This window comes from Mycolicibacterium vinylchloridicum (genome assembly GCF_013404075.1).
Taxonomy (GTDB): Bacteria; Actinomycetota; Actinomycetes; order Mycobacteriales; family Mycobacteriaceae; genus Mycobacterium; species Mycobacterium vinylchloridicum.
In genome coordinates this window covers 19,451-43,642 of the sequence record NZ_JACBJQ010000005.1, presented here as the reverse complement: position 1 = coordinate 43,642, position 24,192 = coordinate 19,451, and the positions used below count along the sequence as shown (strand labels likewise).

Below are 24,192 nucleotides of genomic sequence, written 5' to 3'. Positions count from 1 at the left end.
GTCGATTTCAGACGATCTGTTGGGAAACTCCGAACAGGACGACGAGCACGCCGCAGGTCACGACGCAATAGGCCTCGAAGACGACGCGAAGCGCGACGGGCGCGTGCCGTAGTTCCATGAAATACAGTCCGATGAAGCGGACTTTGACGAACGCGATGAGCAGGATGCTGAACCCGGCGAGGGAGTGCCCGCCACCCGCGCCGGGCGTATGGTGGCTGCCGCCCAATGACCAGGTCAACAGCGTCGCAAGAATCAGAACGAGCCAGACGATGCTGGTTCGTGTTCGCAGAAGAGGTGCGATCGTATCCATCGACTCGCTCAATTCAGAAGGTAGATAAGGGGAAACAGGACAATCCAGAGCAGGTCGACCATGTGCCAGAAGCAGCCCCCACCTTCGAGCCAAGCAAGTTGGCGTGCGTCATGGCGTTTCCGGCGGGCAGAAACCAGGAGATAGGTCAGCACCGCCAGACCGAGGATCAGATGGAACCAATGCAGTCCGGTCAGCAGGAAATAGAACATGTAGAACGTGTTCGTCTGTGGCGTGATGCCGACATCGATCTTGCCGACATACTCGACCACCTTGAGGACCGAGAACGCGAGACCACACGCAATCGCGCCGGCGATCAAACCTGGTGCGGGCCGCGGGTTTCTACTGCGGACGGCGGACACTGCCAGCACCACGAGCACCGAGCTCACCAGCAGTAGAAGGGTGTTGATCAGACCGAAGGTGGTGTTGAGGTGCGACTGGGCGCTGTCAAACAGCGCAACGTCCTTGCTGCGGTATACCAGGAAGGTTCCGAACAACACGGCGAAGACCGCCATGTCGCCCAGGATGAAGATCCATATTCCGGGCTCGCCCGGAATATGCCCTTTGGCCTGGTCGGGCGTCGTGACGGACTCGGCGACTTCGGTGGTGCTCAACGAAACAACCTGTGGCGCAGCGACGTCTGACTGCGTTGTGCGCGCATGACGGCACGGGCGGCCTGCTGACCGGGAACGCCGCAGATTCCGGCGCTGGGATGCGTGCTGGCCCCGCTGAGGAACAAGCATTCGACAGGTGTGCGATAACCGGCAGCGCCGCGCAACGGCCGCAACGGGCCAAAGCGGGTAGCGACCGGATCAACATGGTAGACGTTGCCGTCGGGTGCGCGGAAGCGCGCCTCGATGTCTTCAGGTGTCAGCACCTGGCGGTCGATCTCCAGTTTCTCCAGCCCGTCGATGTACTTCGCGGCATCGCCAAGGACTTGTGCCGCAGTAGAACTGGCCAGCTCCGGCCACGGGCGCACGGGGTTCGCAGGCGCGATCCCCGACCAGAACCAGAAGGTGTCCTGACCGTCGGGAGCTTGCGAGGGGTCCATTCCGGTCGGCAGGATCGCGAAACCCGGGAGCGGGTCGGCGACGGCCCCGCGGGCGCATGCGCTCCACGCGGCGACGTGGTCATCAAATGTGGTCAGGCACAATGCCGGTCGCCGCAGATCGACATTGTCGTGACGATTGTTCTGATGAGTTGACAGCTCCGCGCGACCACTCAGGGCGACATCGATCTTGAACGAGGAGGCATGCGTGGACGAAGTCGGAATGTGGGGCACCCGCTTCGCGATGCGCTCCGGCAGCACACCGTCGGGCAGCCAACGATCGAGCACCGTCGCTGCATTGTTGGTGGTCACCACAGTGTTCGCCGACAGCTGTTCGCCGGATTCGAGTTGGACCCCGCAGGCTCGGCCGCCCCGAACCACAAGTGACTCGACGGCGGCGTCGAGCCGGATGCTGCCGCCCGCATCGGTAAAGCAACGGGCCAGCGCGTCCGTGATCGCGCCGGTCCCGCCCTGGAATCGGCCGACCCCGACACGATGAATGAGCCCGAAATAGATGAGGACCCAGGCAGTTCCATCGGCGCCGATCGGCGCATAGCACGGGACGGCGGCCAACAGCGACTTGATCCGGTGGTCAGCGAAACGGCTGTCGATGAACTCCGCCTGGGAAGTCGTCAAGAACTCGGTGAGCGGCCCGAATCGCCGCGGATGACGCGCGGAACGAACGGCTCCCCTGGCGATGTCGGGCAGAGCCGGACGCAGCGGGTTGCTGTTCATGTACGGCACCGCAATGTTCATTGCGGCTTCGAGCGCGTTGGCCAACTCCAGGTAGGCGCGTCCGTCAGCCCGATTGAACCGGCCGACCTCCTCGGCAGTGCGGACCGGATCCCGGTGGATGCACAGCGAGCTGCCGTCGTCGCCCAAAAAGGCGTATGGCGTGTCGATATCGAGTTCGCACAGGCCGTAGCGAGTGAGCTCCAGATCGCGGGCAATGGTGGTCGTCCGCCACAGCGACGAGTCCATCGCGCCCTCGTTGATCCGGTGTGCCGGCGCACCGGGGAGGACCGCGTTGGTCGAGGTCATCCCCCCGATCGAGGGCGACGACTCGACGACGAGCACGTTCAGTCCCGCACGGGCGAGATAGCACCCCGCAGTCAGGCCGTTGTGACCGGCACCGACGATGAGAACGTCAGGTTGGGAACGTTGCTGCGACATCCACTCTTCCTTCATCGAACCAATGGTTGTATGTTAAGCACCTGCTATACGAGCTAGTGACAATCTGGACTTCGAGGAGACGAATGTCAACTACCACGCGGTCACGACCAGGCGGGACTGCCCTCGCCAACCCCCAGATGACCTTTCAGCGCGTCTGCGCCATCAGCGGGATGATTTGTCCACTGTTGTTCTTCGGCGCTTTCATCGCCGCCGGCTTCGTCCCGCCGTTGGCGCCGTCGTCCAGCGCGAGTGAAATCGCCGCGCACTACCGGGACCACGCGAACGGCATCCGACTTGGCGCCGGAATCATGCTGCTGAGCGGGATGTTCTACGCCGCGTATACCGCCGTGATGTCAGGTCAGATGCAACGGATCCGCGGCGTGCACCAGACGGTGGTTTTCACCCAGCTCGCTGCCGGAGCGTTTGCCTGCCTGACGTTCCTTGTGCCGGCATTGTTCTTCGCCGTCACGGCATTCCGGCCCGAGCGGGCACCAGAGACCACCATGCTGCTCAACGACATGTCGTGGATCTTCCTGGTGATGCCCTGGCCGCCGTTCATGGTGCAGAACTTCGCCTTTGCGTTCGCCATTCTCTCCGACAGGGGCCCGAAACCGATACTGCCACGGTGGCTGGCCTACCTGAACATCTGGGCGCCGATCGTGTTCACCCCGGGTATCGTCCTTCAGTTCTTCAAGTCCGGGCCGTTCGCCTGGAACGGGATATTTGTGTTCTGGATTCCTGCAACGGTTTTCGTCATCCAGTTCGCCGTGAACATGGTGTTCCTGTTGCGTGCCATCAAGGCCGAGCAAGCAGAATCACCGGCCGCCGGGCCACTTCCGTGACTGCGCCGAAGCTGTAGCTATCGACAAGAAAATCGAGTGGACGTGTCGACAGCTACAGGATCGCCGCGACCGCACAGCACTCACCGTCGCTGGAGCTGCTCCACCAGCCGGAACTTCTGCACCTTTCCGGTGGCCGTCGTCGGCAGTTCGTCTGCGCTGCAGATCACGACCTTCTTGGGCACCTTGAACCGCGCGAGCCGGCCGCGGCATCGATCGATCACATCATCCTCGGTCAACGACGCTCCAGGGACGGGAACGACGACGGCGCAGCCGATCTCGCCCCACCGGTCGTCGGTGAGACCGATAGCGAAGACCTGGCTGATGTCCTCGTAGGCGGCCAGCAGGTCTTCGATCTCCTTCGGCATGACCAGCTCGCCACCACTCTTGTACAGCTCCTTGCTGCGCCCGGTGACCCGCAGGTACCCGTCGGCGTCGACACACCCGACATCGCCGGAGTGCAACCAGCCGTCCCGCAACGCCGCCGCCGTCTCGTCCGACCGATTCCAATACCCGATCATGGTTGTGGGACCGCGGGAGACCAGTTCACCCTCGACTGTCGCGTACACCACCAAGGCATCAGTTCCCTCGACACCGGCGGCGCCGGCGAGCTTGGGGCGACCCACCGTCTCGGCACAGCGGGTCAGCGGGTCCTCGGGCAGGGTTAGCGTCATGGCTCCCCCGCACTCGGTCATGCCGTATCCCGTCACGATCTCGCTGGCGCCCAGCACTTCTCGGATCTGCTGCCACAGCCGGATCGGAGCCGGCGCCGACCCGCACAGCACGGCGCGAAGCGAGCTCAGATCGTAGTCGCGACGAGCCGGGCTCTCGACCATCGCGAGCGCCATGGTCGGAACGCACAACATGTCGGTAGCTCCATGCTTGTCGATGCCGGCGAAGTACCCTTCCGCGCTGAACGTCGGCTGCATGATCACCGCACCACCGACGAACATGACCGACAGCAGGCCTTCGATATACGCAAACATGTGATAGCAGGGCAGCGAGAACAGGATTCGCCGACCGTCCTCGTGGGCGCGGGTAAGCGCCGACGCATAGGCGGTCCGCAGAACGGCGTCGTGAGACGTCAAGACACCCTTGGGAAAACCGGTACTGCCCGACGTGTAGAGCATGTCCGCCGCAGCGTCGGGTGAGACCGGTGGAGAAGGCTTCCCCGATCCGGCGAGGTCGTCGAGCGACAACGTGCCCGGCGCCCCCTTGGCAGTCAGGACCACAGTGAAGTCCGGCCCCGACCATCCGGCCAGAATCTCGTCGAACAGCGCGCAATAGTCGATGTCGCCGAATCGGTCCATCGTCACGACAACCCGGCACCCCGAATCGGCCAGCACATAGCGAAGTTCGTCGCGCCGGTACAGATAATTGAACGGCACCGCGATGGCCCCGAGCCGGGCGATGGCGAATTTCACCGTGACGAACTCGGCGCTATTGGCCATCACCATCCCGACGCGGTCGCCCGGTCCGACGCCGAGCGCGGCCAGTCCGGCCGCCAGCCGGGCCGACGCGTCGGCCACGTCGCGATAGCTCAGCGTCACCTCATCGGTGATGACGAACGGCCGCTCGGGAAACCAGGCCGCGCAGCGCTCGAGCCAATCAGCCAGCGCCATCGGCTGCCACACCGGGAACTGCGCCCGTAACACGTCCCGGCGCGAGCCGATGCTGGTACTCACAGCTCGGTGATCCGGCCCTGCAGAATCGCGTCGCGGACGGCAAACCGCTGAACCTTGCCGGTCGGGGTGACCGGGAACTGCTCGGCGAGATACCAGCGAGCCGGCACCTGGTAACGGGCGAGCCTGCTCTGCGCGTGGTCCACCAGATCTGCTTTCAAGCCCTGGTCTCGATGCGTGGTTATCAGCACTGCCGCAACGATTTCGCCGAGTCGATGGTCGGGTAACCCCACGACCACCACCTCGCGCACCGAATCGTGTTCGGACAGCACCTGTTCGACGTGTGCGGGTGAGATGTTCTCGCCACCGCGGATGATGAGTTCTTTGAGACGCCCAGTGATCGTGAGGTAGCCGCGGTCGTCCATGGCGCCGAGATCGCCGGTGTGCAGGAAGCCGTCCGGGTCCAGCGCCGCCGCGGTGGCCTCGGGATCGTGCAGGTAGTGCACGAACTGCTGGTAGCCCCGGGCGCACAGCTCGCCGACCTCGCCAGTTGCGACCACCCGTCCGGTCGCCGGATCGGTCACCTTGCAATCCACCTGGGGCAACGGACGTCCGACCGTGTGACGACGGTCCTCGATGCTGTCGTCGGGCCGCGTCAGGCTCAGCACCGGCGCGAGTTCGGTTTGGCCGTAGAGGTTGTAGACGTTCGCACCGAACAGGTCGGTGGCCGCGTCGATCAGCCTGGACTCCACTGGGGAGGCGCCGCCCATGATCACCGCGAGCTGGGGAGCAGGCAGAGCCCTGTCCCGCTGCTGGTCGACCAACGCCGACAACACCGCGGGAACGTAGAACAAGACCTCGACGGCTTCCTCGCGCATCGCCTCGAGTACCGGGCCGGGCACGAACCGCTCGACCAGGACGATGGTTCCCCCGGCCCACAGCGGCCCGAGGGTTCCAATGACGCATCCTGCGGTGTGGAACATCGGCAGCGGGTTCATGCAGACCGGGCGATCGGGCAGCGCGGCGGCCTCGACGGTGAGCTTGGCGACGTTGACCAGCGAGCGGTGCCGCAGCGCAACGCCTTTGGGTCGGCCGGTGGTTCCCGACGTGTACTGCAGCATGGCGATCTCGTCGGCACTGCCCACGGCGTCGTCGAGCACCGCCGGGTCCGGCACTCGAGCGCACCACATCGCGCGATCCGACAACGAGATACAGCGGAGTCCGGGAATCCTGGCGGCCACCCGCGTGGCTACCTCGGCCATCGGATAGTCGCGGTTGACGTCACCGTGCAGCAGAATCGTCGACCCGGAATGCGCGACGGCGTAATGCAGATCATCCTCCGGCAGTGCCGGGTTGAGCGCCACCAGCACCATACCGGCCAGTGCAGCGCCGTACTGGATGATCGGCCATTCGACGACGTTCGGGGCCCACAGGGCGATCTGGCTTCCCCGGTCGGCCAGCCGCGCCAGCGCGGTGGCGACCCGGCACGCCTCGACGAACAGCTCGCCGTAGCTCAATCGCACGGGAGTTGCACTGCCGTGGCATGTTCCGATCAGCGCTGTGCGCTGCGGGTCGCTGCCGGCCCGCTCGGCCAGCAACTCACCCACTGTCAGGTCGACCAGCTCCGTGGAGCGGTCGGCCGTCCAGTAGGCGTGCGCCGGGCCGCCGGTCATACCGGGTTGGTGCCCAGCTTCGCCTGGCTCATATCGCTGACCTCCGACCAGCGTTCGGTGATCTCGTCCAGGCTCGGTGCTGCGGAGAAGGTGACCCCATCGTTCTGGAACTGGGCGACCCGCTGCACCAGCCCACCCCCGACGACGAAAACCGAGCCGGTGTCGTGGTTCTGTTCGGAGAGCAGGTAGCCGACGGCAGGCGCGACCAGCTCGGGGTTGAGCTTGTCGAGGACTTCCTGGGGCGCAACGTCCGCAGTCATCCGGGTGGCGGCCAGCGGCGCAATAGCATTGGCGGTGATGTCGTACTTGGCCCCTTCGATGGCCAGGGTGTTGATCAGTCCGACCAGCCCTGCCTTCGCAGCACCGTAATTGGCCTGCCCGAAGTTGCCGTACAGCCCGCTGGTCGACGTGGCGACCACGATCCGGCCGAAGCCCTGTTCGCGCAGATGCGGCCACGCCGCCCGGATCACGTTATAGCCGCCGTGCAGGTGCACCTGGAGCACCGCATCCCAATTCTCCTGCGTCAGCTTGTGGAATGCGCCGTCCCGGAGGATTCCCGCGTTGCTGACGATGCCGTGCACCGCGCCGAACTCCTCCAGCGCGGTGGCGACGATCTCGGCTGCCCCCTCGGCGGTGGCCACCGACGAGTAGTTCGCGACGGCACGGCCACCGTCGCTGCGGATCTCGTCCACGACCGCGTCGGCCATGCTGGTGGACGATCCCGAGCCGTCTCTGGCTCCGCCGAGATCGTTCACGACGACCAGTGCGCCGTTGGCGGCGAGGAATCGCGCGTACGCGCGGCCCAGCCCTCCCCCGGCTCCGGTGACGACGACGACGCGGTCCTGCAATCCTGGCACTAGCTGTTCTCCTTGAGCTTGTCGATTGTCATGAGCCGCGACGCGGCTCGCGGGACACCACGGAAATGAACGAGACGCACCCTCCCGGCCGACCGCCGAGGTTGTGGGTCAGCGCGGTGTGCGGATCGGACAGCTGGCGGGCACCCGCCTCACCGCGGAACTGCAGCCACGCCTCATAGAGCATGCGCAGACCGCTGGCCCCGACCGGGTGACCGAAACTCTTCAGGCCACCATCGGGGTTGACCGGCAGCCGGCCCCCGGCGTCGAACTCACCGCCCAGCACGTCCTTCCACGCCTGACCGGGCTCGGCGAATCCGAGGTCTTCCATCAAGACGATCTCGGTCGGGGTGAAACAGTCGTGGACCTCGGCCAGCGACAGCTGGACAGCCGGGTTGTCGATACCGGCCTGGGCGTAGGCGTCCCTGGCCGACTTCACGACCTCCGGAAAGGTCGTGAAGTCGTAGCCGGGGTCGGTCGTCCCCCTGGTCGAGCCCGCCACCAGTGACAATGCGTTGACATACATTGGGCTGTCGGTGAATTCGTGGGCCCGCTCGGCAGGCACGATCAGCGCACACGCCGCGCCGTCGGACACGCCGGAGCAGTCGTAGACGCCGAGGCGGCCGGCGACCTTGGGCGCGGAGTCGATGGCCTCTTTGGCGACGGACTTCCGGAACTGCGCCTTCGGGTTACGTGAGCCGTTGTCGTGGTTCTTCCAGGCGACGTGGGTCATCGCCGCACGCATCTCGTCGGGGTGCACGCCGTACCGCGCGCAGTAGGCCGGGTCGAGGAGGGAGAACGCCGCCGGCGCCGTCATCGACAGCTCGGCAGCAGTACCGTCGGCCGGCGGGTCCTGGCGCAGGAGTCCGGAATAGCCGGAGTCCTTCAGCTTTTCGACGCCAACGGCCATCGCGATGTCATAGGCACCGGACGCCACCGCATAACAGGCGTTGCGGAACGCTTCCGATCCCGAAGCGCACATGTTCTCGACCCGGGTGACGGGTTTGTCGTCGCTGCCGAGCGCGCGGCTCAACGTCAGCCCGGACATTCCTGAGCTCAGAGTCCCCAGCCAATAGGCATCGATGTCGGCGGATGTCAGCCCGCCCGCCCCGCTCAGGCATTCCTGATACGCCTCGAGAATCAGGTCCTCGGTCGAGGTGTCGAAGCGCTCCCCGAAGTGGCTGCAGCCCATCGCGACAACGGCGACCCGCCCGGCGATTCCATTACTGCCCATCGCGCAGCACCGCCTTCCAGAAGTAGTTGTGCACACCGTCGGCGGTGAACAGGCGGCGGAACGTGAAGCCGACCCGGTCGCCCACCTGCACCTCCCGCGACCCGACGTCGGCCATTTCGACGGTGAACCGCCCACCGCCGTCGACGTCGACGACGGCCTGGACCATCGGCGGCGACGGCGAATAGGCGAGCCGATCGACGGTGTAGGTGACGACCGTCGCACCGAGTTCGGCGATGCGGACCATGCTCATCGGTTCCGAAGACCCACACGCCCGGCACACCCGCAGCGGCGGCAGATGGACGAATCCGCAGCCGTCACAGCGGGTTCCGGTGAGGCCGAACTTCCACTCCTGAGCCCGCGCGGACGGTGGTCCCGCCGGCTTGTCGGGTTCAGGGCGTCGGGGTGGCTCGAAGGCGACCAGCCCACGCCAGGACAGGTACTTCAGGTAGTCGGCCGGGATGCCGTCGGCCCGTTGGGCCGCTACGGCGCGCTGTTGACGGGCACCCGGCAACGCCGCGGTGGTCTGCAGCACCACCGCGTCGCAGCCATCGGTCGCCGAGACCACCAGAATGGTGTCGCCCGGCTCGGCGACATCGAGCGCGTCGCAGAGCGCGATCGCCGCATCCGCCGCCCCGCTGTGCCCTACCGGTGAGGACCTGATCGACTTCCGCCCCTTCACCAGAGCTCCGGCGCCCTTGACGATCCCGGCGTTGGGGCAGGCGACGACGACATGGTCCGCCTCGACCACGCCCGCAGCATCCAGGACCTGCTCGGTGGCGGCGCGCACGAGTGCGGAGTAGCGCGCAAAGCCGAAGCGCTCCTCCCATTGCCGGCCGGTGATGTCGGTGGGAACCCGCCAGCGGTCGAGGAATTCGTCGGTCAGCGCGGTGGTAGCCAACACGTCGGCGATCGACGGACCGTCACCGAACAGCAGTGCTGCCGCCCCGTCGCCGCCCAGTTTCTCGTCGGCCGAGCCGGGACGACCGACGCGGACGTCGGCGCATACCGCCAATCCGCCGCCCGCCGCCGCGGCCCGGATCGCGGCGAATCCACTACGGCCGGAACCGCAGAAGTCGGCGGCGAACACCTCGGGTGGTAGACCCAGCGCAGCGTGAATCGCCGTGGCGTTGGTCTTGTCGGCGTACGCCGGGCTGGACGTGGCGAAGTAGATCGCCTGCGGTGCGCTCTGCTCGCCCAGCGCCGAACCCGCTGCGGCCACCGCCATCGTGGTGGAATCCTCGTCGTAGCTGGCGACGACGCGGTCACGGCTGGGCGTCCCGATGTCGGCGCCGGCGAGCCGGAACCGCGGCACATAGCTCGCATAGGCCAGCAGCCCGGCGGTCACGACACTCCCCGGAACACCGCGGCGATCCCCTGCCCGCCGCCGATGCACATGGTCTCCAGCGCCAATCCGCCTCCGCGGCGGCGCAGTTCGTGCAGCATCGTGGCCAGGATGCGCACACCGGTCGCCCCGATCGGGTGGCCCAGCGAGATTCCCGACCCGTTCACATTGAGGCGGTCCTCGACGTCCTCGAGTTTGACGCCCCATCCACTCAGCACGGCCAGCACCTGCACGGCGAAGGCCTCGTTGATCTCGATCAGGTCAAGATCGTCGAAGCCCAGTCCCGTTCTGGCAAAGAGCTTTTCGACCGCACCGACGGGACCGATGCCCATCCGCGACGGCTCACAGCCGACCGCTGCCCATCCTTCGAGATAGCCGATGGGTTCCAGGCCGAGTTCCTCCAGCCGGTCCTCGGCCACCACCAGGCAGGCCGCGGCGGCGTCGTTCTGCTGGCTGGAGTTGCCTGCGGTGACCGTGCCGTCCGGCACCACGGTGCGCAGCCGGGCCAGCGTCTCGGGCGTGGTCTCGGGGCGCACCCCCTCGTCGCGGTCGACGGTGACCGGCTCACCGCGGCGTTGCGGTACGGGCACCGGGATGATCTCGTCGTCGAAAGCGCCGGCCTGCTGTGCGGCCACGGCGCGCTGATGGCTGCGGGCGGCGAACGCGTCGGCGGCGTCGCGGCCGATACCGTAATCGCGCGCCAGGTTCTCGGCCGTCTCGATCATCCCGCTGATCGCCCCGAATCGCCATGCCGGCTGGGACATTTCGCGGCCACGGTCCAGCCGGTCGTAGAGGGTCTGGTTGCCCGACCTCGAGCCCCAGCGCGCAGTCGTGGTGTAGTGCTCGATGTTGCTCATCGATTCGACGCCGCCAGCCAGCACGACGTCGGCGGCCCCGGTCTGCACGGTCATCGCCGCGGTCACCACCGCCTGTAACCCGCCGCCACAGCGGCGATCGATCTGCAGGCCGGGGACGGTGATCGGCAGGCCGGCGTGCAGCGCCACCCAGCGGCCGATGCAGGGCGCCTCCGAGTTGGCGTAGGACTGGGCGAAGACGACATCCTCGATCAGCACAGGGTCGACACCGCTGGCCTCGACGACGGCACGGGTCACCTGCGCGGCGAGGTCCTCTGCGCGCAGCGGGCGCAGCGCCCCGCCGAACGTGCCGACCGGTGTGCGCCGCGGCGCGACGATCGCGGCCCGTCTCATATCGTTCCCTCGTCCCGCCATCGGTTCGCCGATGGGTCGAGCAGCGCCGTCAGGCGCTCGTCGGGCAGCCACACGAGGGTCTCCAACTCCAATGCGTCGAGGAAGCGCACCCGATGGGTGCGCAGGTCTTCCAGCCGCAGCCGCGGGCCGTTGGCGTCGAGGTCGACGGTCACCGAGACCTGAGCGAATTCACTGGCCACCACTGCCGGTTGTGCCTGATCCGGTTCCATGCGCCCCTCAGATCAGGAAGCCGAGGGTGGGCAGCGGGCGGTCGTTGTCTACCAGGACGACCTTCTTGTACACCAGGCGCAGGCCAGCGTCGGTGCGCCGCAGCCGGTAAGTCGTGCGCCCGCCCCACAGATGCGTGCCCCGGACCCGCGATTCGAGCAGCAGGAAGTTGGCGCCGACCTCGAGGTCGACACCACCCACGGAAGTGGTCCTGCCACCAAGGAATTCGATGTTGCTCAGCAGGCGGCGCATATTGGACGGGGGTGCCTGGGCGTACCGCTTGCCGGTGCGGATCTGCTTGAGCCGCGTCCCGATCCGGCTGCGGTTGTCGCAGATGATGGCCATCTGGTTGCCGGGCTGAGCAGCACTGGCGCCGTTGGCCGGCACCCAGTAGAGCGCGTCGTCGGTCCACAGCGCTTCCCACGAGTCAAAGTCGTTCTCATCGGCGAGGCGGGCCTCGCGGAACAGGAACTGCTCGACCTCGAACCGATCGAATTCGGTTGGTACGGGCAGAAGTTCATCGCTCATTGTCGCGGTCATCGTCAGTCCTGCTCTATCAACTGCTTGTAGTGCGACCAGAACGCCCGCATACCCGTCTCGTCGGTGTTGGTGCCGATGGTGAATCCGTGCTCGTCGACCCGCTCGCGATTCAGCCCCCGCCGTACATCGAGCCATTCTGGGTTCAGCACCTCGAGGCCGGCCTGGTTGCGCTCGTACATCTCGGTGTCGTCGGCCAGCAGCATGCCCGCAGGCCCCACCGACGCCAGACACTGTGACACCAAACGCTTGTTGAGCTCGGGTGCACCCACGAGCTGCACAGCGGTGGAGTACTGCACGCACTCCCGGACCGACACCGGCTGCAGGTTGAACACCTGGATCTCGGCGATGAACAGGTTCGGGAAGATCATCACGTGCGGGGCACCCTCGATGAGGATCTGTTCGGCCGCCTCGCCATGACGTGCCCGCATGGCCGCGACGTATTCGGGGACCCGTGATTCGGTGGTGCCGAACCAGCGCATCGGGGTGGCGTGCTTGCGGAACTCCGGACGCAGGTCGTTCTCGCTGTGGCCGTTGCCGAGATCACGGGTCACCGCGGTCGAGGAATCGCTGTAGAGCGGGCCGATCGTGGACTGTGTGACACCGAGGATCGCTCCGTGCACGAACTGCGGGTGGTAGCCGTCAGTCTCGTTCTCCACCACCAGCTTCCAGTTGGCGCGGGTCTGGTGCTGCAACCACCCGGCGTTCAACTCGACGGTGCCCTCGGGCGACAGCCCGCACAGACGGTCGATCTCGCCTGCCGCGGCACCGAGGTGCTCGAGCAGACTGGGACCGTCGGAGGCGAAGCTGCCGAAGACGAAGCCGCGATAGGAGTCCATCCGCGGCACCCGGCCCATCGGCATGTCGAGTTGACGCTGCCCGTATCCCTTGAAGAACGGAAACCCGATCAGCTCACCGGTATTGCGGAACGTCCAGCCGTGGAAGGGGCACCGGAATGTGCTCGAGTTGCCCTTGGCGTCGTCGCAGACCTGGTTTCCCCGGTGGCTGCACCGGTTGAGCAGCAAGTGGATCTGTCCGTCTCGGTCGCGCGTCATGATCACGTCCTGCAATCCCAGCTTCTTGCGGACGTAGTCGTTCGGCCGGGCGACCTCACTCTCGTGGCCGACGAATACCCAACTGCGGTACCAGATCTTCTGCAGTTCTTCAGCGAAGATCGTCGGGTCGGTGTACATCGACCCGTGCACCTTGTCGTGGCGGATCAAGCGGTCGTAGCGGCCTGCGGTAGCCGCGGCCGGATCGATCACCGAAGTCATTGCCGTACTCCTTGTGTGGTTCCGAATACCGGGCTCCGCTTGGCGGCGAACGCGTCGACCGCCTCGGCGAAGTCATCGCTGTCGAACAGGCGCGCCTGTTCCGCGGCCTCCCGGTCCAGCACGTCCAGCGGGTGCATGGTCGGGGCGGTCGCCAACATCGTCTTGATGACGCCGAGCGCTTGTGCGGGCCGCTGTGCCAGCGTGGCGGCATCCGCGACCGCTGCGGCAAGCGCTTGGCCCGGCTCGGCCAGGCTGTCGACCAACCCGAGTTCGAATGCGTCGGTGGCGCTGATCGGCGCGGGGAACAGGATCAGCTGACGGGTTCGGGCCACGCCGATGCGGGCAGGCAGCGAGACGTAGGTACCCATGTCGCCGGACAGGCCGACGTTGGTGAAGGTCGCCGCGAAGCGGGCGTCGCGGGCGGCGATCACCCGGTCGCAGGCCGCCGCAAGGCCGACACCGGCACCGAATGCGGATCCCTCGACCGCGGCCAGCACCGGCTTGGGGGTGGCCCAGATCGCACGAATCACCCGCTGCGCCAGATTGATGCGCTCGAGGGCCGCTTCGGCGGACATCCTGGTCATGGTCGCGATGTCGCCGCCGGAGCAGAACGAGCCGCCCGCACCGGTCAGCACGATCACCCGCACTCCGGCGTCGGCGTCGGCCGCCTCGATCGCCTCTGCCAAAGCGATGCGCAGCGGCAGGTCGATCGCGTTGCGGACCGTCGGCCGGTTCAGCGTGATCGTGCGAACGGGGCCGGCGTCGTCGATGAGGACGCTCATAGGCCGCCGAACTTCGGGGGACGCCGTTCGATCACCGCGCGCAGTCCTTCCAGCGCGTCCGCCGTGCCGGAAAGCTCGGAGACGGTACGGGCTTCTTCGGCCAACCGCTGTTCTACCGACTGCCCGACCCCGCTCCACACCAGTCGCTTGGTGGCCGACAGCGCGGCCGTGGGCAGTTGGACCAGCTGGGCGGCGAGTTCCTCGGCACGTGCCGTCAGGGCGTCGTCGTCGACGACTTCGGTGATGAGCCCGATGTCGGCGGCCTCGCTGGCCGACAGCGTGGGATTCGTCAGCAGTATCCGCAGCGCCTGCCGCAGCCCGACGAGCTGCGTCAGCGTCACCGACGAGCCGCCGTCGGGAGCCATCCCGACCCGGACCGCACCCGAGAAGAATTTCGCCGACCGTGCGGCGACGACGATGTCGGAGGCACACACCAGGCCCAGTCCTCCGCCGCCGGCGGCGAACCCCTGCACGGCGGTGACGACGGGGACCCGCAGCTGGATCAGCGCCGCGGTCGCCAGCTGCAGCCAGGCCGTGGCTTCACGCAGGTAGTCGGGTAGATCGGCACCCTTGGATTCGAAGGTCTTGACGTCGCCGCCCGCGCAGAAGTTGCGGCCCTCACCGGTGAGGAGGACGACGCGTACCGCCGGGTCGGCATGGCAGGTCAGGATCGCTTCGTGCAGCGCCTTGAGGATCTCAACGTTGAGGCCGTTGGACGCCTCGGGCCGGTTCAGCCGCAGCCGGGCGATGCCGTCGCCGACTTCCAAGACCACTGGCGCGTCGATCGATGTCGTCATGCCCGAACCTCTCTGCTCTGGAATGCCGTGACGCTGTCCGATCCCGCGTCGCCGGCGATGTGGCGGACCACCGCATCCATCTCGGCGTCCAATCCCGCGCGCAGGCCGTCGTCGATTCCGACGGCCACGAGTCGTTTGATGGTGATCACCGCGTCGCGGCGGCGGTCAGCGAGCCGGGTGGCGAAACGCGCAACGCCGTCGTCGAATTCATCCTGCGGAAAGGCCCGGTAGGCCAAGCCCAGTCGCACGGCGTCGAGCCCGGAGAGCCGATCGCCCGATAGCAGTACGCCCAGCGCCTGCTGGCGACCGATGATGCGCGGCAGCCGGGCCGTGCCGCCCCCGCCGGGAACCATCCCGTAGTTGACGTGGTTGTCGGCGATCTTGGCCGTCTCACTGACCAGGACGATGTCGACGGCCTGCATCAGCTCGAAGCCGCCCGCCGCCGCGGACCCCTCGACCGCGGCGATGACCGGGATCTCGACACCGGCGATCGCGTCGCACGCTGCACGGAAGGCGGCAAACAATTCTGCGAGCGCGACAGGTCCCTGGGCACGCAGTCGTTCGACCTCTTCGAAGTCACCGCCGGCGCAGAAGTTTCCGCCGCTGCCCCGGATCACGATCACGTTGACCGCGGGTTCGGCGCCGAGGGATTCGATGGCCTCGCGCAGCGCACGTGCCAGGCCGGTGTTGATCGCGTTCATCCGATCCGGACGGTTCAGGGTGATCCACCCGACGTGACCGTCGAGCGACGTCGTGACGCTCATCTGGGTCTCCTCGAAAGCCGGATATGGACAAATCTAATCGAAATTTCTAATCTAGGTTAAACCAATTGCCGGGGTGGCCTCAAGTGCGCCCCAACCAGGAAGGGTCAACGTGGATCTGGGACTGGCCGACGCCCGCGTCGTGATCACCGGCGGCGCATCCAACATCGGCCGCGGCATCGTGCACCAGTTCGCCGCCGAGGGTGCGCGGATTGTGTTGAACGACATCGACGAACCGCAGGCCGAGAAGGTCAAGACCGAGGCGCTGGAGTTGGGGGCAGCCGCTGTCGAACTGGCGATCGCCGACCTGACGACGCAGATTGGCGCCGAGACCGCGGTGGGTACCGCCGTCGACAACTGGGGCGGCATCGATGTGCTGGTCAACAACGCCGGGTGGAGTGTTCCCGGCTTCGTCGCAACCGACACCGACCGAGACAAATGGCAGCGCACCATCGAGATCAATTTGTTCTCGGCGATCGGCGCTACGCAGGCCGCGATCGGTCCGATGAAGGAGGCTGGCGGCGGGTCGATCGTCTTCATCGCCAGCGACGCCGCCTTCGGACAGATCCGCCAGGGCGTCTACGGTGCATCGAAGGCAGCCATGGTGGCACTGGCCCGCACGACGGCACGCGAGCACGGCAGGCACGGCATCCGCTCCAATATCGTCTGCCCCGGTCTGGTGATCCCGGAGAGCCCCGACGCGGTGGGCGCGGCCAGCCTGTGGTCGGTCGGCCAGGACGAGGTGTTCAACCCCAAGCAGATCGAGTTCATGCTCAAGGACACCCCGACGCGCAAGCTCACCACCGCCCACGATGTCGGGAACGCGTGTTTGTTCTTCGCCTCTCCGGTGGCTGCCGGTCAGGTGACCGGGCAGCTGATCTCGGTCAGCGGCGGCTACACGATGCCTTAGCGATTCGCGCGAGACGATTCGCGCGCCGAACGTGAGTGTTCTCGTCGAGATCAGCGACGTTCGTCAACGGAGAACACCACGCTCGGCGAGGTCGCGCCTGGGTTCCACCAGCACCCTGCCCAACAGCCCCACCGAGCTGGCGATGCCACCGACGACCGTCAACGCGGCCAGATGGACGAGGAGCATCGGCGGATTGTCGACGGAATGGCGCACCGACAGGTACAGGATTCCGGAGCCGAAAAGCCCCGCCGCGAATGCCATCGGCACGATCGGGATCAGGTAGAGGTACGCGGCGCCGCGCAGGAGTGGCGCGAGTCGATAGATGACGATGCCGCTGACCAAGGCCGACATCGCATTCGTGAAGCCCAGGAAGATCGGGTAACCGAGCACGACGAACGGTTGACTGTCTTGATACTCATAGACTTTCAGCACGCTGACGTAGGTCATCTCCGCCGCGATCGCCATCACCACGATGAACGCGTACATCATCCACACGGTGCGGATCGCCGGCCGGCGAGCGATGGTGCGGGCGATGAACACGCTGGCGCCCCCGTAGAATGCCAGGTAGGCCGCGGGCACCCAAATCGGTTGGTGGCTGCCGAATGTCGTGTAGAGGTGCCATTGCCCCTGTTCGCGGAACCACAACCCGTACAGGTGGTCGAACAGCGGTTCCATCAGGCAGGTGAGCGTCCCGCTGACGAGGACGAACAGCGGCCACACGATCGATTCCCGACGACACAGGCGGGCGACCCAGATGAGCACCGCGACCGCCAGCGCGAAGGTGAGCACGGTGGCGATCCATTGGCCGGCCGGCCAGACGGGCGTATCGATTCCCATCGTCGTCACAGGTGCCATCACAACCTCCGATCAGCCGGCCAGCAGGTAGCTGGGCAGGTCGGCATACGACGTGCCGATCAGCCCGAGCCAGTTGAACGGCAGGTGGTACACGAACACCAAAGTGACCATGCAGAATCCGAGGACCGCGAAATTGCGGACGTGCGGACGTAGCGACGGGCGCCACCGGTCCGCGCCGAGCTCGATCGGCGACTCCCCCACCGGCCGCTCCTGCGCCTCCATCCGCGCCCACGTGAAGACACATCCGACGAAGGCGACCAGGACCGACTCGTAGATGGGGAACTGATGCACCTCTCCCGGCCATAGCGTCAGGGGCTCATAGGTTTTCGCGAACGCGTACGCGTGGGTGGTCCTGATGACGACGTTCTCCACCACAAAATCGAAGATGAATTCGAAAATGAAGATGAAGACAAACAAGCGGAACTTCGACATGGCCGGCCACCGGCGGCGTACGCGCTGCGCCTCGTGGCAGGCCACGATGGCCACGCCGGCACAGAAGTAGATGTACATCGGCGGTCCCCAGATCAGCGACTCCGCATAACGACTCGGCGCGTCCGGATTGTGGAACGGCAGGAAGCGAACCCAGACCCCGCGGTTGACATTCGCGCTGTTCCAGGCGAACAGATACTGCTGCACGTTGAGGAAGGCATCGGCGACGAAGCAGATGATGCCGCCGATGACGAACTTGCCGTCCAGACTCAGCGAGCCGGTCTGGCGCAGCGGCTTGACCACGCAATACCAGATGAACGCCGCCATCACCGCCAGACTGATCGCCTCGAAGATCCGCAGCGCGATCAGTCGCCAGTCCTCCATGACATCGGGCCCGATCCTCGGCGCCGGGGTGAACTCCTCACCCGAAGTCACCCATCGCACAATGACTTCGGCGCAGATCGCAAACCAGACGACGCCGATCAGGGCCAGGAACGTCGCGGGGCCCTGCCGCCCGAGCGGCGGTGGATTCACGGCCGGCTTCTCGGCGACCGCGTCATCGGCGCCCGTGGTCAACGACATCCGACCTCCAGTAGACAAATAGGACACTTTGTAATCGTTAGGGTGATAATGACGCCATATATGCGATGATGTCAACGCCGTCTTCACCTGAGGAGTCCGCTGACATGACGCCGGTCCCACGCGCCGCTGCCCGCAGCCGTGTTGTCGCCGCGGCGCGGGAATTGTTCCGCACCAACGGAGTACGCGCGGTGACGATGACGGATGTCGCGCGGGGCGCCGGCTACAGCCGACAGATGGTGTACAAGGTGTTCTTCGATCGCCGCGAGTTGGTGCTGGCCGCCGCCATCGAGCGGATCGTCGAGATCGCCGATGCCGCCACGCCCGGCGCCAGCGTTCCGGACGGAAGCTTCACCGAATCGTTCGTCGAACTGTCCGTCCAGATCATCGAAACCCTGCGCAACGACCCCGAGTTGTCGGTGCTCCTCGGCGACGGCAGTCCGATCACCGCCCACGAGGCGCTGTGGTCCCCGGAACTGGTAGAGCGCGGGTTGCGGTTCTGGCAGCCCTGGCTGGATGTCGGCCGCGCCCGACACCTGCTTCGCGACGACTTGTCGAATCGGGATCTGTCCGACTGGCTGCACACCGTCTACGCGTCGATCATCTTGCGCCGCAACATCCCCCAGGACGAGGAGCGGGCGATGATCGAACGATTCGTGATGACCTCACTGGCGATGGCCAGCGCCGTTCCCCGCTGACATCGAGTTTCACGTTTTGCGGCGCTGCACTCGAACTTCCCCTGCGAAACGTGAAATTCGAATGGGTCACTTGCCGTAGAGGGTGCCGTTCCACATCGCGACGAGTGGGCCGACCATGGCCTCCTCGTCGGTGAGTTCGGGATCGACGCCCATACCGGCAATGTGCAGCACCCGCTCGGTACTCCAGAACAGGGTGGCCGCCAGGGTCCGGCTCGGCAGATCCGACGTGATCAGCCCCGCCTCGCGCTCCCTATCGATCTCGACGGCACCGGCGGCGACAAAGCGCTCGACGACCGCGAGCCAGAGCGAACGCAGCGGCCGCTCACTGTGCCAGTGCTGATTGGCCGCCTGCAACACCGCACGGTGCCGATGCCACGCGCGGGTCACCGCACGGATACTGCGCTCCAACGCCAGTGACGGCGGATCATCGGGTGAACGCTCCAAGAACGGCTGCACCGTACCGAAGATGTCCTCCATCGCGGCCTCGAGCAGACCGGACAGGACCGAGAACTTCGAGGAGAAGTAGAAGTAGAACGTCGCCCGCGAGATGCCCGCTTCGGTGAGGATCTGCGCCACGCTGATATCGGCGAACGGCTCACGTTCCATCAGCCGGGCCGTCGCCGCGTAGATGGCATCGACCGGCGGCACCCCGTTGAGGTCGACCGATCGCGGTCGACGCGTCGCCTCTGTCATCGCAGCCACCTTACCGTCGCCCGGCGCCGCTCCAGGCGGCGCGTTCGAGAAATTTAATCCAATTTCAAACAGGGTATACACATTGTCTAGACACGATGTTAGTGTGAGCTGGTCCACAGTCGCCAGACGGCGGCGCCGCGCCGCTCGCCGCGGAGAAACCGCAGGTGGAGCGGGCATGCGGGCACCCGATCATAAGGAGAGGCCGAATCGATGAGTCCCACGTTGAGCCTGAGTTGGTCACCCCTGGTGCAGGGCCAGGGCTGGCCGCCCAATATCCAGCCGGCCCCCGGTGATTTCAGCGTCAGCCTGGGCGCGGAGATCGCCTTCTTCCTGATCGCCGGCGCCCTGGTCGTCGTCTTCGCCCTGCCCTGGGCCATCCGGGCCGCAGTGAAGAGCCGCAACTACATCCCGCTGATCGTGATGGCCAGTGGGCTGATCTGCAGCTTGCTCGAGCCGATGCTCGACCTGCTCGGCCATCTGCATTGGGCCAACAACCTCATGCCGGCGTTCACCAACTTCGGCATCACCGTGCCCCTGCTGATCCCGCCGTGCTACGTGGCGTTCCTGGGGCTGGAAGCCTATTTCTGCTACTTCGTGATCCGCAACGGCGCCCACGCCAGCCACTTCGTGATGCTGCTGGGGATGGGAATCGTCACCGACGCCGTCATGGAGACCGCGGGCATCAACCTGGGCACCTACCTCTACTACGGTGTGCAGCCGTTCAGCTTCCTGAACTTCCCGTACTGGTGGGGCTTCATCAACGGTGGTTCGTTCGTCACGATCGGCGCCATCCTCGCCTACGCCGTCCCGAGACTCAAAGGCGCGCACAAGCTCTGGCTGCTACTGGTGGCTCCATTCGGCATGATGGTCGCCTACTTCGGTGTGGGCTGGCCGCACATCCTGATCCACAATTCCACGCTGCCGACCGCGGTGCGCTGGATCGGCGCCGCCGTGATGATGGCGATGATGGTGGGCTGGATGTTCGTGCTGCATCGCCTTGTCGGCCGGCCGAATTCGCAGCCTGCTCCGAAGTGGACCTTCTGGCGGGTGTTCGCCTACGGCAAGTTCATCCCGACCCGCACCGGCCGCCAGAACCTGTGGCGCAAAATGTGCGAGGAAGGTGGCGTCAAGCCCGGTGACGGAATCGCGGTCGATCCCGAGGATCCTGCTCAGGCGATCGTGGTCGGGCCGACCATCATCATGAACGGTGGCCAGCAGAACCGCCAACCGGCCGCCACGCTCTGACCCGCGGAGACGGTGGGCCGGTTCCGAGTGCAAACCGGTTCCGGCCCATCGCCTTCCGTTCGTTCCCACTTACACTCGATGAGGTTCTTGTCATGTCCCAAACTGCCCAGCCCCCACGTGAAGCCGATGTCGTCGTCGTCGGCTCCGGGCACAACGGTCTCGTCGCGGCGGCCTACCTGGCCAAGGCGGGGCTCAACGTCCTCGTCGTCGAGGCGGCGGCCACCGCCGGCGGGATGACGTCGACGAACTCCTTCGCACCGGAAGCACCGGAATACACCATCAACGAGGCCTCCATCCAGGCGTCGCTGTTTCGTACCACCACCATCAACGACGACCTGGAACTGTCGACCCGCTACGGCCTGCGCCAGACGGTCATCGATCCCGCGCACTTCCAGCTCGCCGCCGACGGGAGTTCACTGGGGCTCTGGCGCGATCCGCGCAAGACCGCCTCGGAGCTCGAGCACTTCTCCCGCAAGGATGCTCGCGCGCTGCTCGAACTGTACGAAGTGATCGACGCAGCCGTGGAAATCGGCCTGCCGATGATGCAGACCAATGTCGTGACACCCGATATCTCGGCAATTCTGAAGGCCGCCAAAGGCGTTGCGAAGAATCGCAAGCAACTCAGCGCGATCGGGCGCTGGATGGCCAGTTCCCAGACCGAAGCGGTCGAAGAGAGCTTCGAGCACGACATGATCCGCGCGCCGTTACTGACGTCGCTGCCGTTCATGCCCTTCGACGCCGACCTGTCCGGCTGGTCGCTGATTTACCTGGGCGTGCTGTCCAAGTACGGCGTTGCGATGTTCCACGGCGGAACCGGCTCACTGCCGAAGGCGCTGATCGGGGTCATCAAGGACAACGGCGGCGACATCATCACCAGCTCGCCGGTCGAGGAACTCATCGTCGAGTCCAACCGCTGCGTCGGTGTCCGCGTCCGTGGCGGCAGCGAGATCCGGGCCCGCCGTGGAGTTTTGACCGCCTGCAGCCCCAAGACCACGCTGACCCGGCTGCTCCCCCGCGGAATTCTCGAGCACAAGAAGCAGGTCGCCGCCGATCACATCCCGACCCGCAAGCGCGGTATCGCAGACGCCAAAGTCAATGTCGCGCTATCGGGACGAGTCGACATGTCCAAGCACGAGAAGTGGCGTGGCGACGGCATCGACCTTAGGCTGGCCTGCAACTGCTACCACACCTACGAACAGGCCAAGGAAGCCGCCAAGGCCTGCGTCCGCGGCCAGGTGCCCGACGCGATCCCCGGTTTGGCACAGGTGACCAACGCGTTCGATCCCTCGATGTCGCCGCCGGGCAAGGATTTGTGGTGGTTCTGGACCGGGCTGACCCCGTCGTTCCCCGAAGAGGGCTGGGACGTGGCGCGCAAGAAGATCACCGACAGCATCATCAAAGACGCCGACCAGTACTACAAGGGCGTCGAAGATCTGCAGGTCGCGGTGCGTCCGCTGGTGCTGCCCGATATCGAAGAACGGTTCTGGGCGATCGACGGTTCGGTCTACCACGTCGATCCGACGATCAGCCGATTCGGGCCCAACAAGCCGGTGAGCGGATTCGCCGGCTACCGCACGCCGGTCGAAGGGCTGTTCCTGACCGGGTCAGGCACCCACCCGGTCGCCGGGATCAGCGGTATGCCGGGCCAGAACGCCGCGCGCACCATGCTCAAGCAGTTCCGGCTGGAGGATCAGGGCGGACGCCTCGGTGCTCTCAAAGACCGACTGCGCCGGGAACGCCGGCGCGCTGCGCTCACCGAGAACCCCTACACGAGCGGGCCCAACGACCCCTTCCCGGGCCGATGACGCGCGAGATTCAACGCACCATGGCGATCTGCGGTGCGGCATTCGTCCTGTTGCTGTTCCCGTCGATCATCATGATCGGGCTGCTACCGCCGATGTCACCGCTGCGCACGGCAGACCAGGTGGCGCAGTTCTGGTCGACCAACACCGGCCTCAAACGGGTGGGGCTGGTGATCATGCTGGCAGCAGCGGGATTACAGGCACCCTTCGGCGCTCTGATGGCGGTCCGCATCCGGCAGATGGAAGGCAGCCGATATTCCGCACTGGCCTACACCCAACTGGTCGGCACCGGTCTTGCGGTGGTCGCCATTCTCATGCCGACATTCGCCTTCGCCGCCGCGTCCTACCGTCCGGAACGCGATCCCGAGATCACCCAGGCGCTCAACGATCTGGGGTGGCTGCCGTTCGTGATGAACTGGCCGGCAGCCACTATCCAGTGTCTGGTCATCGGATTCGCGATCTTCGGCGCCAAGACCATGATCTGGCCACGGTGGCTGGGCTACTTCAACGTGTGGTGCGCCTTCATCTTCGCCGCCGGCGGGCTGGTGGTGCTGTTCAAGGACGGCGTCTTCGCGTGGAACGGGCTGCTGGCCTTCTGGCTGGTTGCGGTGTTCTTCGGGGTGTGGTTCCTGGTCATGTCGTGGCAGCTGTGGGTCACCGCGCCGAGTGACGACGAAACCCACACGGCTGAGGGCGTATTGACGTCATGACTGTGCTGGACGACGTCGAACCGGCCCGGACGACCGAGCGCCGCATTCCCGGCGAGGAAGGCATCTGGGTCTTCGTCCTCGGCGACATGACGGTGTTCGCGCTGTTCTTTGCGACCTTCATGTACTCGCGGGGCAAGAACCCACAATCCTTCGCCGCAGGGCACTCCGAGCTTCACGTCGCACTGGGCACCGTGAACACTGTTCTGCTGCTGAGCAGTTCATTGCTCGTCGCCATCGGTGTGCAGCGGGTGCTCGGCGGTCGGCATCAGGATGCCACCCGGCTGTTCATCGGTGCGCTCGGATGTGGCGCCGGCTTCGTCGCCGTCAAAGCCATCGAGTGGACGCAGCTGTTCAGCGCGGGCAAGGGCGTCGGCAGTGGTGAATACTTCTCCTACTACTTCGTATTCACGGGCATCCATCTGATGCACGTGCTGATCGGTGTGGCGATTCTCGGGCGACTCATCGCCCTGACGCGTCGGCCCACTCTCGACGGCAAGCAGCAGCGGCTGTGTGAAACCGGTGGAATCTTCTGGCACATGGTCGATCTGCTCTGGGTGGTTCTGTTCGCGCTCTTCTACCTGGTGAGGTGACG

25 protein-coding genes are annotated in these 24,192 nt (G+C 65.9%); 7 read left to right on the top strand and 18 right to left on the bottom strand.

Annotated elements, in window-relative coordinates; genetic code table 11:
* Positions 1-7: 7 nt before the first annotated feature.
* The 3 genes from HPC46_RS06305 to HPC46_RS34885 are packed head-to-tail and all read right to left on the bottom strand — an operon-like array spanning position 8 to position 2,528.
* Complete coding sequence (locus HPC46_RS06305) at positions 8-322, bottom strand: cytochrome C oxidase subunit IV family protein (protein ID WP_233716263.1); 315 nt, start codon at positions 320-322, stop codon at positions 8-10.
* The gene (locus HPC46_RS06300; RefSeq protein WP_233716262.1) at positions 319-921 is read right to left on the bottom strand and encodes a cytochrome c oxidase subunit 3; all 603 of its coding nucleotides are present in this window, start codon (positions 919-921) and stop codon (positions 319-321) included. Before HPC46_RS06300 ends, HPC46_RS06305 begins: the two co-directional genes overlap by 4 nt.
* Positions 918-2,528, bottom strand: a complete 1,611-nt coding sequence (locus tag HPC46_RS34885; protein WP_233716261.1) for a phytoene desaturase family protein — start codon at positions 2,526-2,528, stop codon at positions 918-920. The genes HPC46_RS06300 and HPC46_RS34885 overlap by 4 nt, the downstream gene beginning before the upstream one ends.
* Before the next feature lie 83 nt (positions 2,529-2,611).
* Here HPC46_RS34885 and HPC46_RS06295 point away from each other — a divergent pair, with 83 nt between their 5' ends.
* A complete protein-coding gene (locus HPC46_RS06295) occupies positions 2,612-3,370 on the top strand; it encodes a hypothetical protein (protein WP_179467942.1) in 759 nt (252 codons plus the stop codon).
* Between the two features lie 80 nt (positions 3,371-3,450).
* Here HPC46_RS06295 and HPC46_RS06290 read toward each other — a convergent pair whose 3' ends face one another.
* Genes HPC46_RS06290 through HPC46_RS06235 form a run of 12 tightly spaced genes read right to left on the bottom strand, consistent with a single transcriptional unit; the run spans position 3,451 to position 15,682 of the window.
* Entirely contained in the window at positions 3,451-4,989 is a 1,539-nt protein-coding gene (locus HPC46_RS06290; protein WP_179468221.1) for a class I adenylate-forming enzyme family protein, read from the bottom strand.
* Positions 4,990-5,048: 59 nt separating this feature from the next.
* Complete coding sequence (locus HPC46_RS06285; RefSeq protein WP_179467940.1) at positions 5,049-6,662, bottom strand: class I adenylate-forming enzyme family protein; 1,614 nt, start codon at positions 6,660-6,662, stop codon at positions 5,049-5,051.
* Positions 6,659-7,519 carry an SDR family NAD(P)-dependent oxidoreductase gene (locus HPC46_RS06280; protein ID WP_179467938.1) on the bottom strand — a complete coding sequence of 287 codons (861 nt, stop codon included), beginning with the start codon at positions 7,517-7,519 and terminating at the stop codon, positions 6,659-6,661. The genes HPC46_RS06285 and HPC46_RS06280 overlap by 4 nt, the downstream gene beginning before the upstream one ends.
* 28 nt (positions 7,520-7,547) lie before the next feature.
* On the bottom strand, positions 7,548-8,750 hold the full coding sequence (locus HPC46_RS06275; RefSeq protein ID WP_179467936.1) for an acetyl-CoA acetyltransferase: 1,203 nt from the start codon (positions 8,748-8,750) through the stop codon (positions 7,548-7,550).
* Positions 8,740-10,095, bottom strand: a complete 1,356-nt coding sequence (locus tag HPC46_RS06270; protein WP_179467934.1) for a zinc ribbon domain-containing protein — start codon at positions 10,093-10,095, stop codon at positions 8,740-8,742. Before HPC46_RS06270 ends, HPC46_RS06275 begins: the two co-directional genes overlap by 11 nt.
* On the bottom strand, positions 10,092-11,300 hold the full coding sequence (locus tag HPC46_RS06265) for an acetyl-CoA C-acetyltransferase (protein WP_179467932.1): 1,209 nt from the start codon (positions 11,298-11,300) through the stop codon (positions 10,092-10,094). Before HPC46_RS06265 ends, HPC46_RS06270 begins: the two co-directional genes overlap by 4 nt.
* A complete protein-coding gene (locus HPC46_RS06260; protein ID WP_179467930.1) occupies positions 11,297-11,530 on the bottom strand; it encodes a hypothetical protein in 234 nt (77 codons plus the stop codon). Before HPC46_RS06260 ends, HPC46_RS06265 begins: the two co-directional genes overlap by 4 nt.
* 7 nt (positions 11,531-11,537) lie before the next feature.
* On the bottom strand, positions 11,538-12,068 hold the full coding sequence (locus tag HPC46_RS06255; protein ID WP_179467928.1) for an aromatic-ring-hydroxylating dioxygenase subunit beta: 531 nt from the start codon (positions 12,066-12,068) through the stop codon (positions 11,538-11,540).
* 2 nt (positions 12,069-12,070) lie between these two features.
* The gene (locus HPC46_RS06250; protein ID WP_179467926.1) at positions 12,071-13,339 is read right to left on the bottom strand and encodes an aromatic ring-hydroxylating oxygenase subunit alpha; all 1,269 of its coding nucleotides are present in this window, start codon (positions 13,337-13,339) and stop codon (positions 12,071-12,073) included.
* Positions 13,336-14,121, bottom strand: a complete 786-nt coding sequence (locus HPC46_RS06245; protein WP_179467924.1) for an enoyl-CoA hydratase/isomerase family protein — start codon at positions 14,119-14,121, stop codon at positions 13,336-13,338. Before HPC46_RS06245 ends, HPC46_RS06250 begins: the two co-directional genes overlap by 4 nt.
* Positions 14,118-14,918 (bottom strand): enoyl-CoA hydratase/isomerase family protein, encoded by an 801-nt coding sequence (locus tag HPC46_RS06240; RefSeq protein ID WP_179467922.1) that lies wholly within the window; start codon positions 14,916-14,918, stop codon positions 14,118-14,120. The genes HPC46_RS06245 and HPC46_RS06240 overlap by 4 nt, the downstream gene beginning before the upstream one ends.
* Positions 14,915-15,682 carry an enoyl-CoA hydratase/isomerase family protein gene (locus HPC46_RS06235; RefSeq protein WP_179467920.1) on the bottom strand — a complete coding sequence of 256 codons (768 nt, stop codon included), beginning with the start codon at positions 15,680-15,682 and terminating at the stop codon, positions 14,915-14,917. Before HPC46_RS06235 ends, HPC46_RS06240 begins: the two co-directional genes overlap by 4 nt.
* A 109-nt stretch (positions 15,683-15,791) precedes the next feature.
* On the opposite strand from HPC46_RS06235, the gene HPC46_RS06230 reads away from it, so the two are divergent.
* Positions 15,792-16,589 carry an SDR family NAD(P)-dependent oxidoreductase gene (locus tag HPC46_RS06230; protein ID WP_179467918.1) on the top strand — a complete coding sequence of 266 codons (798 nt, stop codon included), beginning with the start codon at positions 15,792-15,794 and terminating at the stop codon, positions 16,587-16,589.
* A 63-nt stretch (positions 16,590-16,652) separates the two neighbouring features.
* Here HPC46_RS06230 and HPC46_RS06225 read toward each other — a convergent pair whose 3' ends face one another.
* Positions 16,653-17,444 (bottom strand): hypothetical protein, encoded by a 792-nt coding sequence (locus HPC46_RS06225; RefSeq protein ID WP_179467917.1) that lies wholly within the window; start codon positions 17,442-17,444, stop codon positions 16,653-16,655.
* Between the two features lie 12 nt (positions 17,445-17,456).
* Positions 17,457-18,455: a spirocyclase AveC family protein gene (locus HPC46_RS06220; RefSeq protein WP_179467916.1), complete on the bottom strand. Its 999-nt coding sequence runs from the start codon at positions 18,453-18,455 to the stop codon at positions 17,457-17,459.
* 104 nt (positions 18,456-18,559) lie between these two features.
* On the opposite strand from HPC46_RS06220, the gene HPC46_RS06215 reads away from it, so the two are divergent.
* Positions 18,560-19,150: a TetR/AcrR family transcriptional regulator gene (locus tag HPC46_RS06215; protein WP_179467915.1), complete on the top strand. Its 591-nt coding sequence runs from the start codon at positions 18,560-18,562 to the stop codon at positions 19,148-19,150.
* Between the two features lie 66 nt (positions 19,151-19,216).
* Here the strand turns inward: HPC46_RS06215 and HPC46_RS06210 are convergent, their stop codons facing one another.
* Complete coding sequence (locus HPC46_RS06210) at positions 19,217-19,843, bottom strand: TetR/AcrR family transcriptional regulator (RefSeq protein WP_179467914.1); 627 nt, start codon at positions 19,841-19,843, stop codon at positions 19,217-19,219.
* Positions 19,844-20,053: 210 nt separating this feature from the next.
* Between HPC46_RS06210 and HPC46_RS06205 the strand changes: the two genes are divergently transcribed.
* The 4 genes from HPC46_RS06205 to HPC46_RS06190 all read left to right on the top strand — a co-directional run bounded on the left by HPC46_RS06205 (position 20,054) and on the right by HPC46_RS06190 (position 24,190).
* Positions 20,054-21,088, top strand: coding sequence for a hypothetical protein (locus HPC46_RS06205; RefSeq protein WP_179467912.1), 1,035 nt, complete (start codon positions 20,054-20,056; stop codon positions 21,086-21,088).
* 92 nt (positions 21,089-21,180) lie between these two features.
* Positions 21,181-22,893 (top strand): phytoene desaturase family protein, encoded by a 1,713-nt coding sequence (locus HPC46_RS06200; RefSeq protein WP_179467910.1) that lies wholly within the window; start codon positions 21,181-21,183, stop codon positions 22,891-22,893.
* Positions 22,890-23,600, top strand: a complete 711-nt coding sequence (locus tag HPC46_RS06195) for a hypothetical protein (RefSeq protein WP_179467908.1) — start codon at positions 22,890-22,892, stop codon at positions 23,598-23,600. Before HPC46_RS06200 ends, HPC46_RS06195 begins: the two co-directional genes overlap by 4 nt.
* The gene (locus HPC46_RS06190) at positions 23,597-24,190 is read left to right on the top strand and encodes a cytochrome c oxidase subunit 3 (protein ID WP_179467906.1); all 594 of its coding nucleotides are present in this window, start codon (positions 23,597-23,599) and stop codon (positions 24,188-24,190) included. The genes HPC46_RS06195 and HPC46_RS06190 overlap by 4 nt, the downstream gene beginning before the upstream one ends.
* Positions 24,191-24,192 lie beyond the last annotated feature (2 nt).

Coding starts and splice junctions, on each gene's coding strand:
- HPC46_RS34885 (WP_233716261.1), bottom strand. CDS start 2,528: ATGTCGCAGCAACGTTCCCAACCTGACGTTCTCATCGTCGGTGCCGGT.
- HPC46_RS06295 (WP_179467942.1), top strand. CDS start 2,612: ATGTCAACTACCACGCGGTCACGACCAGGCGGGACTGCCCTCGCCAAC.
- HPC46_RS06290 (WP_179468221.1), bottom strand. CDS start 4,989: ATGGCGCTGGCTGATTGGCTCGAGCGCTGCGCGGCCTGGTTTCCCGAG.
- HPC46_RS06285 (WP_179467940.1), bottom strand. CDS start 6,662: ATGACCGGCGGCCCGGCGCACGCCTACTGGACGGCCGACCGCTCCACG.
- HPC46_RS06275 (WP_179467936.1), bottom strand. CDS start 8,750: ATGGGCAGTAATGGAATCGCCGGGCGGGTCGCCGTTGTCGCGATGGGC.
- HPC46_RS06265 (WP_179467932.1), bottom strand. CDS start 11,300: ATGAGACGGGCCGCGATCGTCGCGCCGCGGCGCACACCGGTCGGCACG.
- HPC46_RS06260 (WP_179467930.1), bottom strand. CDS start 11,530: ATGGAACCGGATCAGGCACAACCGGCAGTGGTGGCCAGTGAATTCGCT.
- HPC46_RS06255 (WP_179467928.1), bottom strand. CDS start 12,068: ATGACCGCGACAATGAGCGATGAACTTCTGCCCGTACCAACCGAATTC.
- HPC46_RS06250 (WP_179467926.1), bottom strand. CDS start 13,339: ATGACTTCGGTGATCGATCCGGCCGCGGCTACCGCAGGCCGCTACGAC.
- HPC46_RS06245 (WP_179467924.1), bottom strand. CDS start 14,121: ATGAGCGTCCTCATCGACGACGCCGGCCCCGTTCGCACGATCACGCTG.
- HPC46_RS06240 (WP_179467922.1), bottom strand. CDS start 14,918: ATGACGACATCGATCGACGCGCCAGTGGTCTTGGAAGTCGGCGACGGC.
- HPC46_RS06235 (WP_179467920.1), bottom strand. CDS start 15,682: ATGAGCGTCACGACGTCGCTCGACGGTCACGTCGGGTGGATCACCCTG.
- HPC46_RS06225 (WP_179467917.1), bottom strand. CDS start 17,444: ATGGCACCTGTGACGACGATGGGAATCGATACGCCCGTCTGGCCGGCC.
- HPC46_RS06220 (WP_179467916.1), bottom strand. CDS start 18,455: ATGTCGTTGACCACGGGCGCCGATGACGCGGTCGCCGAGAAGCCGGCC.
- HPC46_RS06215 (WP_179467915.1), top strand. CDS start 18,560: ATGACGCCGGTCCCACGCGCCGCTGCCCGCAGCCGTGTTGTCGCCGCG.
- HPC46_RS06210 (WP_179467914.1), bottom strand. CDS start 19,843: ATGACAGAGGCGACGCGTCGACCGCGATCGGTCGACCTCAACGGGGTG.
- HPC46_RS06205 (WP_179467912.1), top strand. CDS start 20,054: ATGAGTCCCACGTTGAGCCTGAGTTGGTCACCCCTGGTGCAGGGCCAG.
- HPC46_RS06200 (WP_179467910.1), top strand. CDS start 21,181: ATGTCCCAAACTGCCCAGCCCCCACGTGAAGCCGATGTCGTCGTCGTC.
- HPC46_RS06195 (WP_179467908.1), top strand. CDS start 22,890: ATGACGCGCGAGATTCAACGCACCATGGCGATCTGCGGTGCGGCATTC.
- HPC46_RS06190 (WP_179467906.1), top strand. CDS start 23,597: ATGACTGTGCTGGACGACGTCGAACCGGCCCGGACGACCGAGCGCCGC.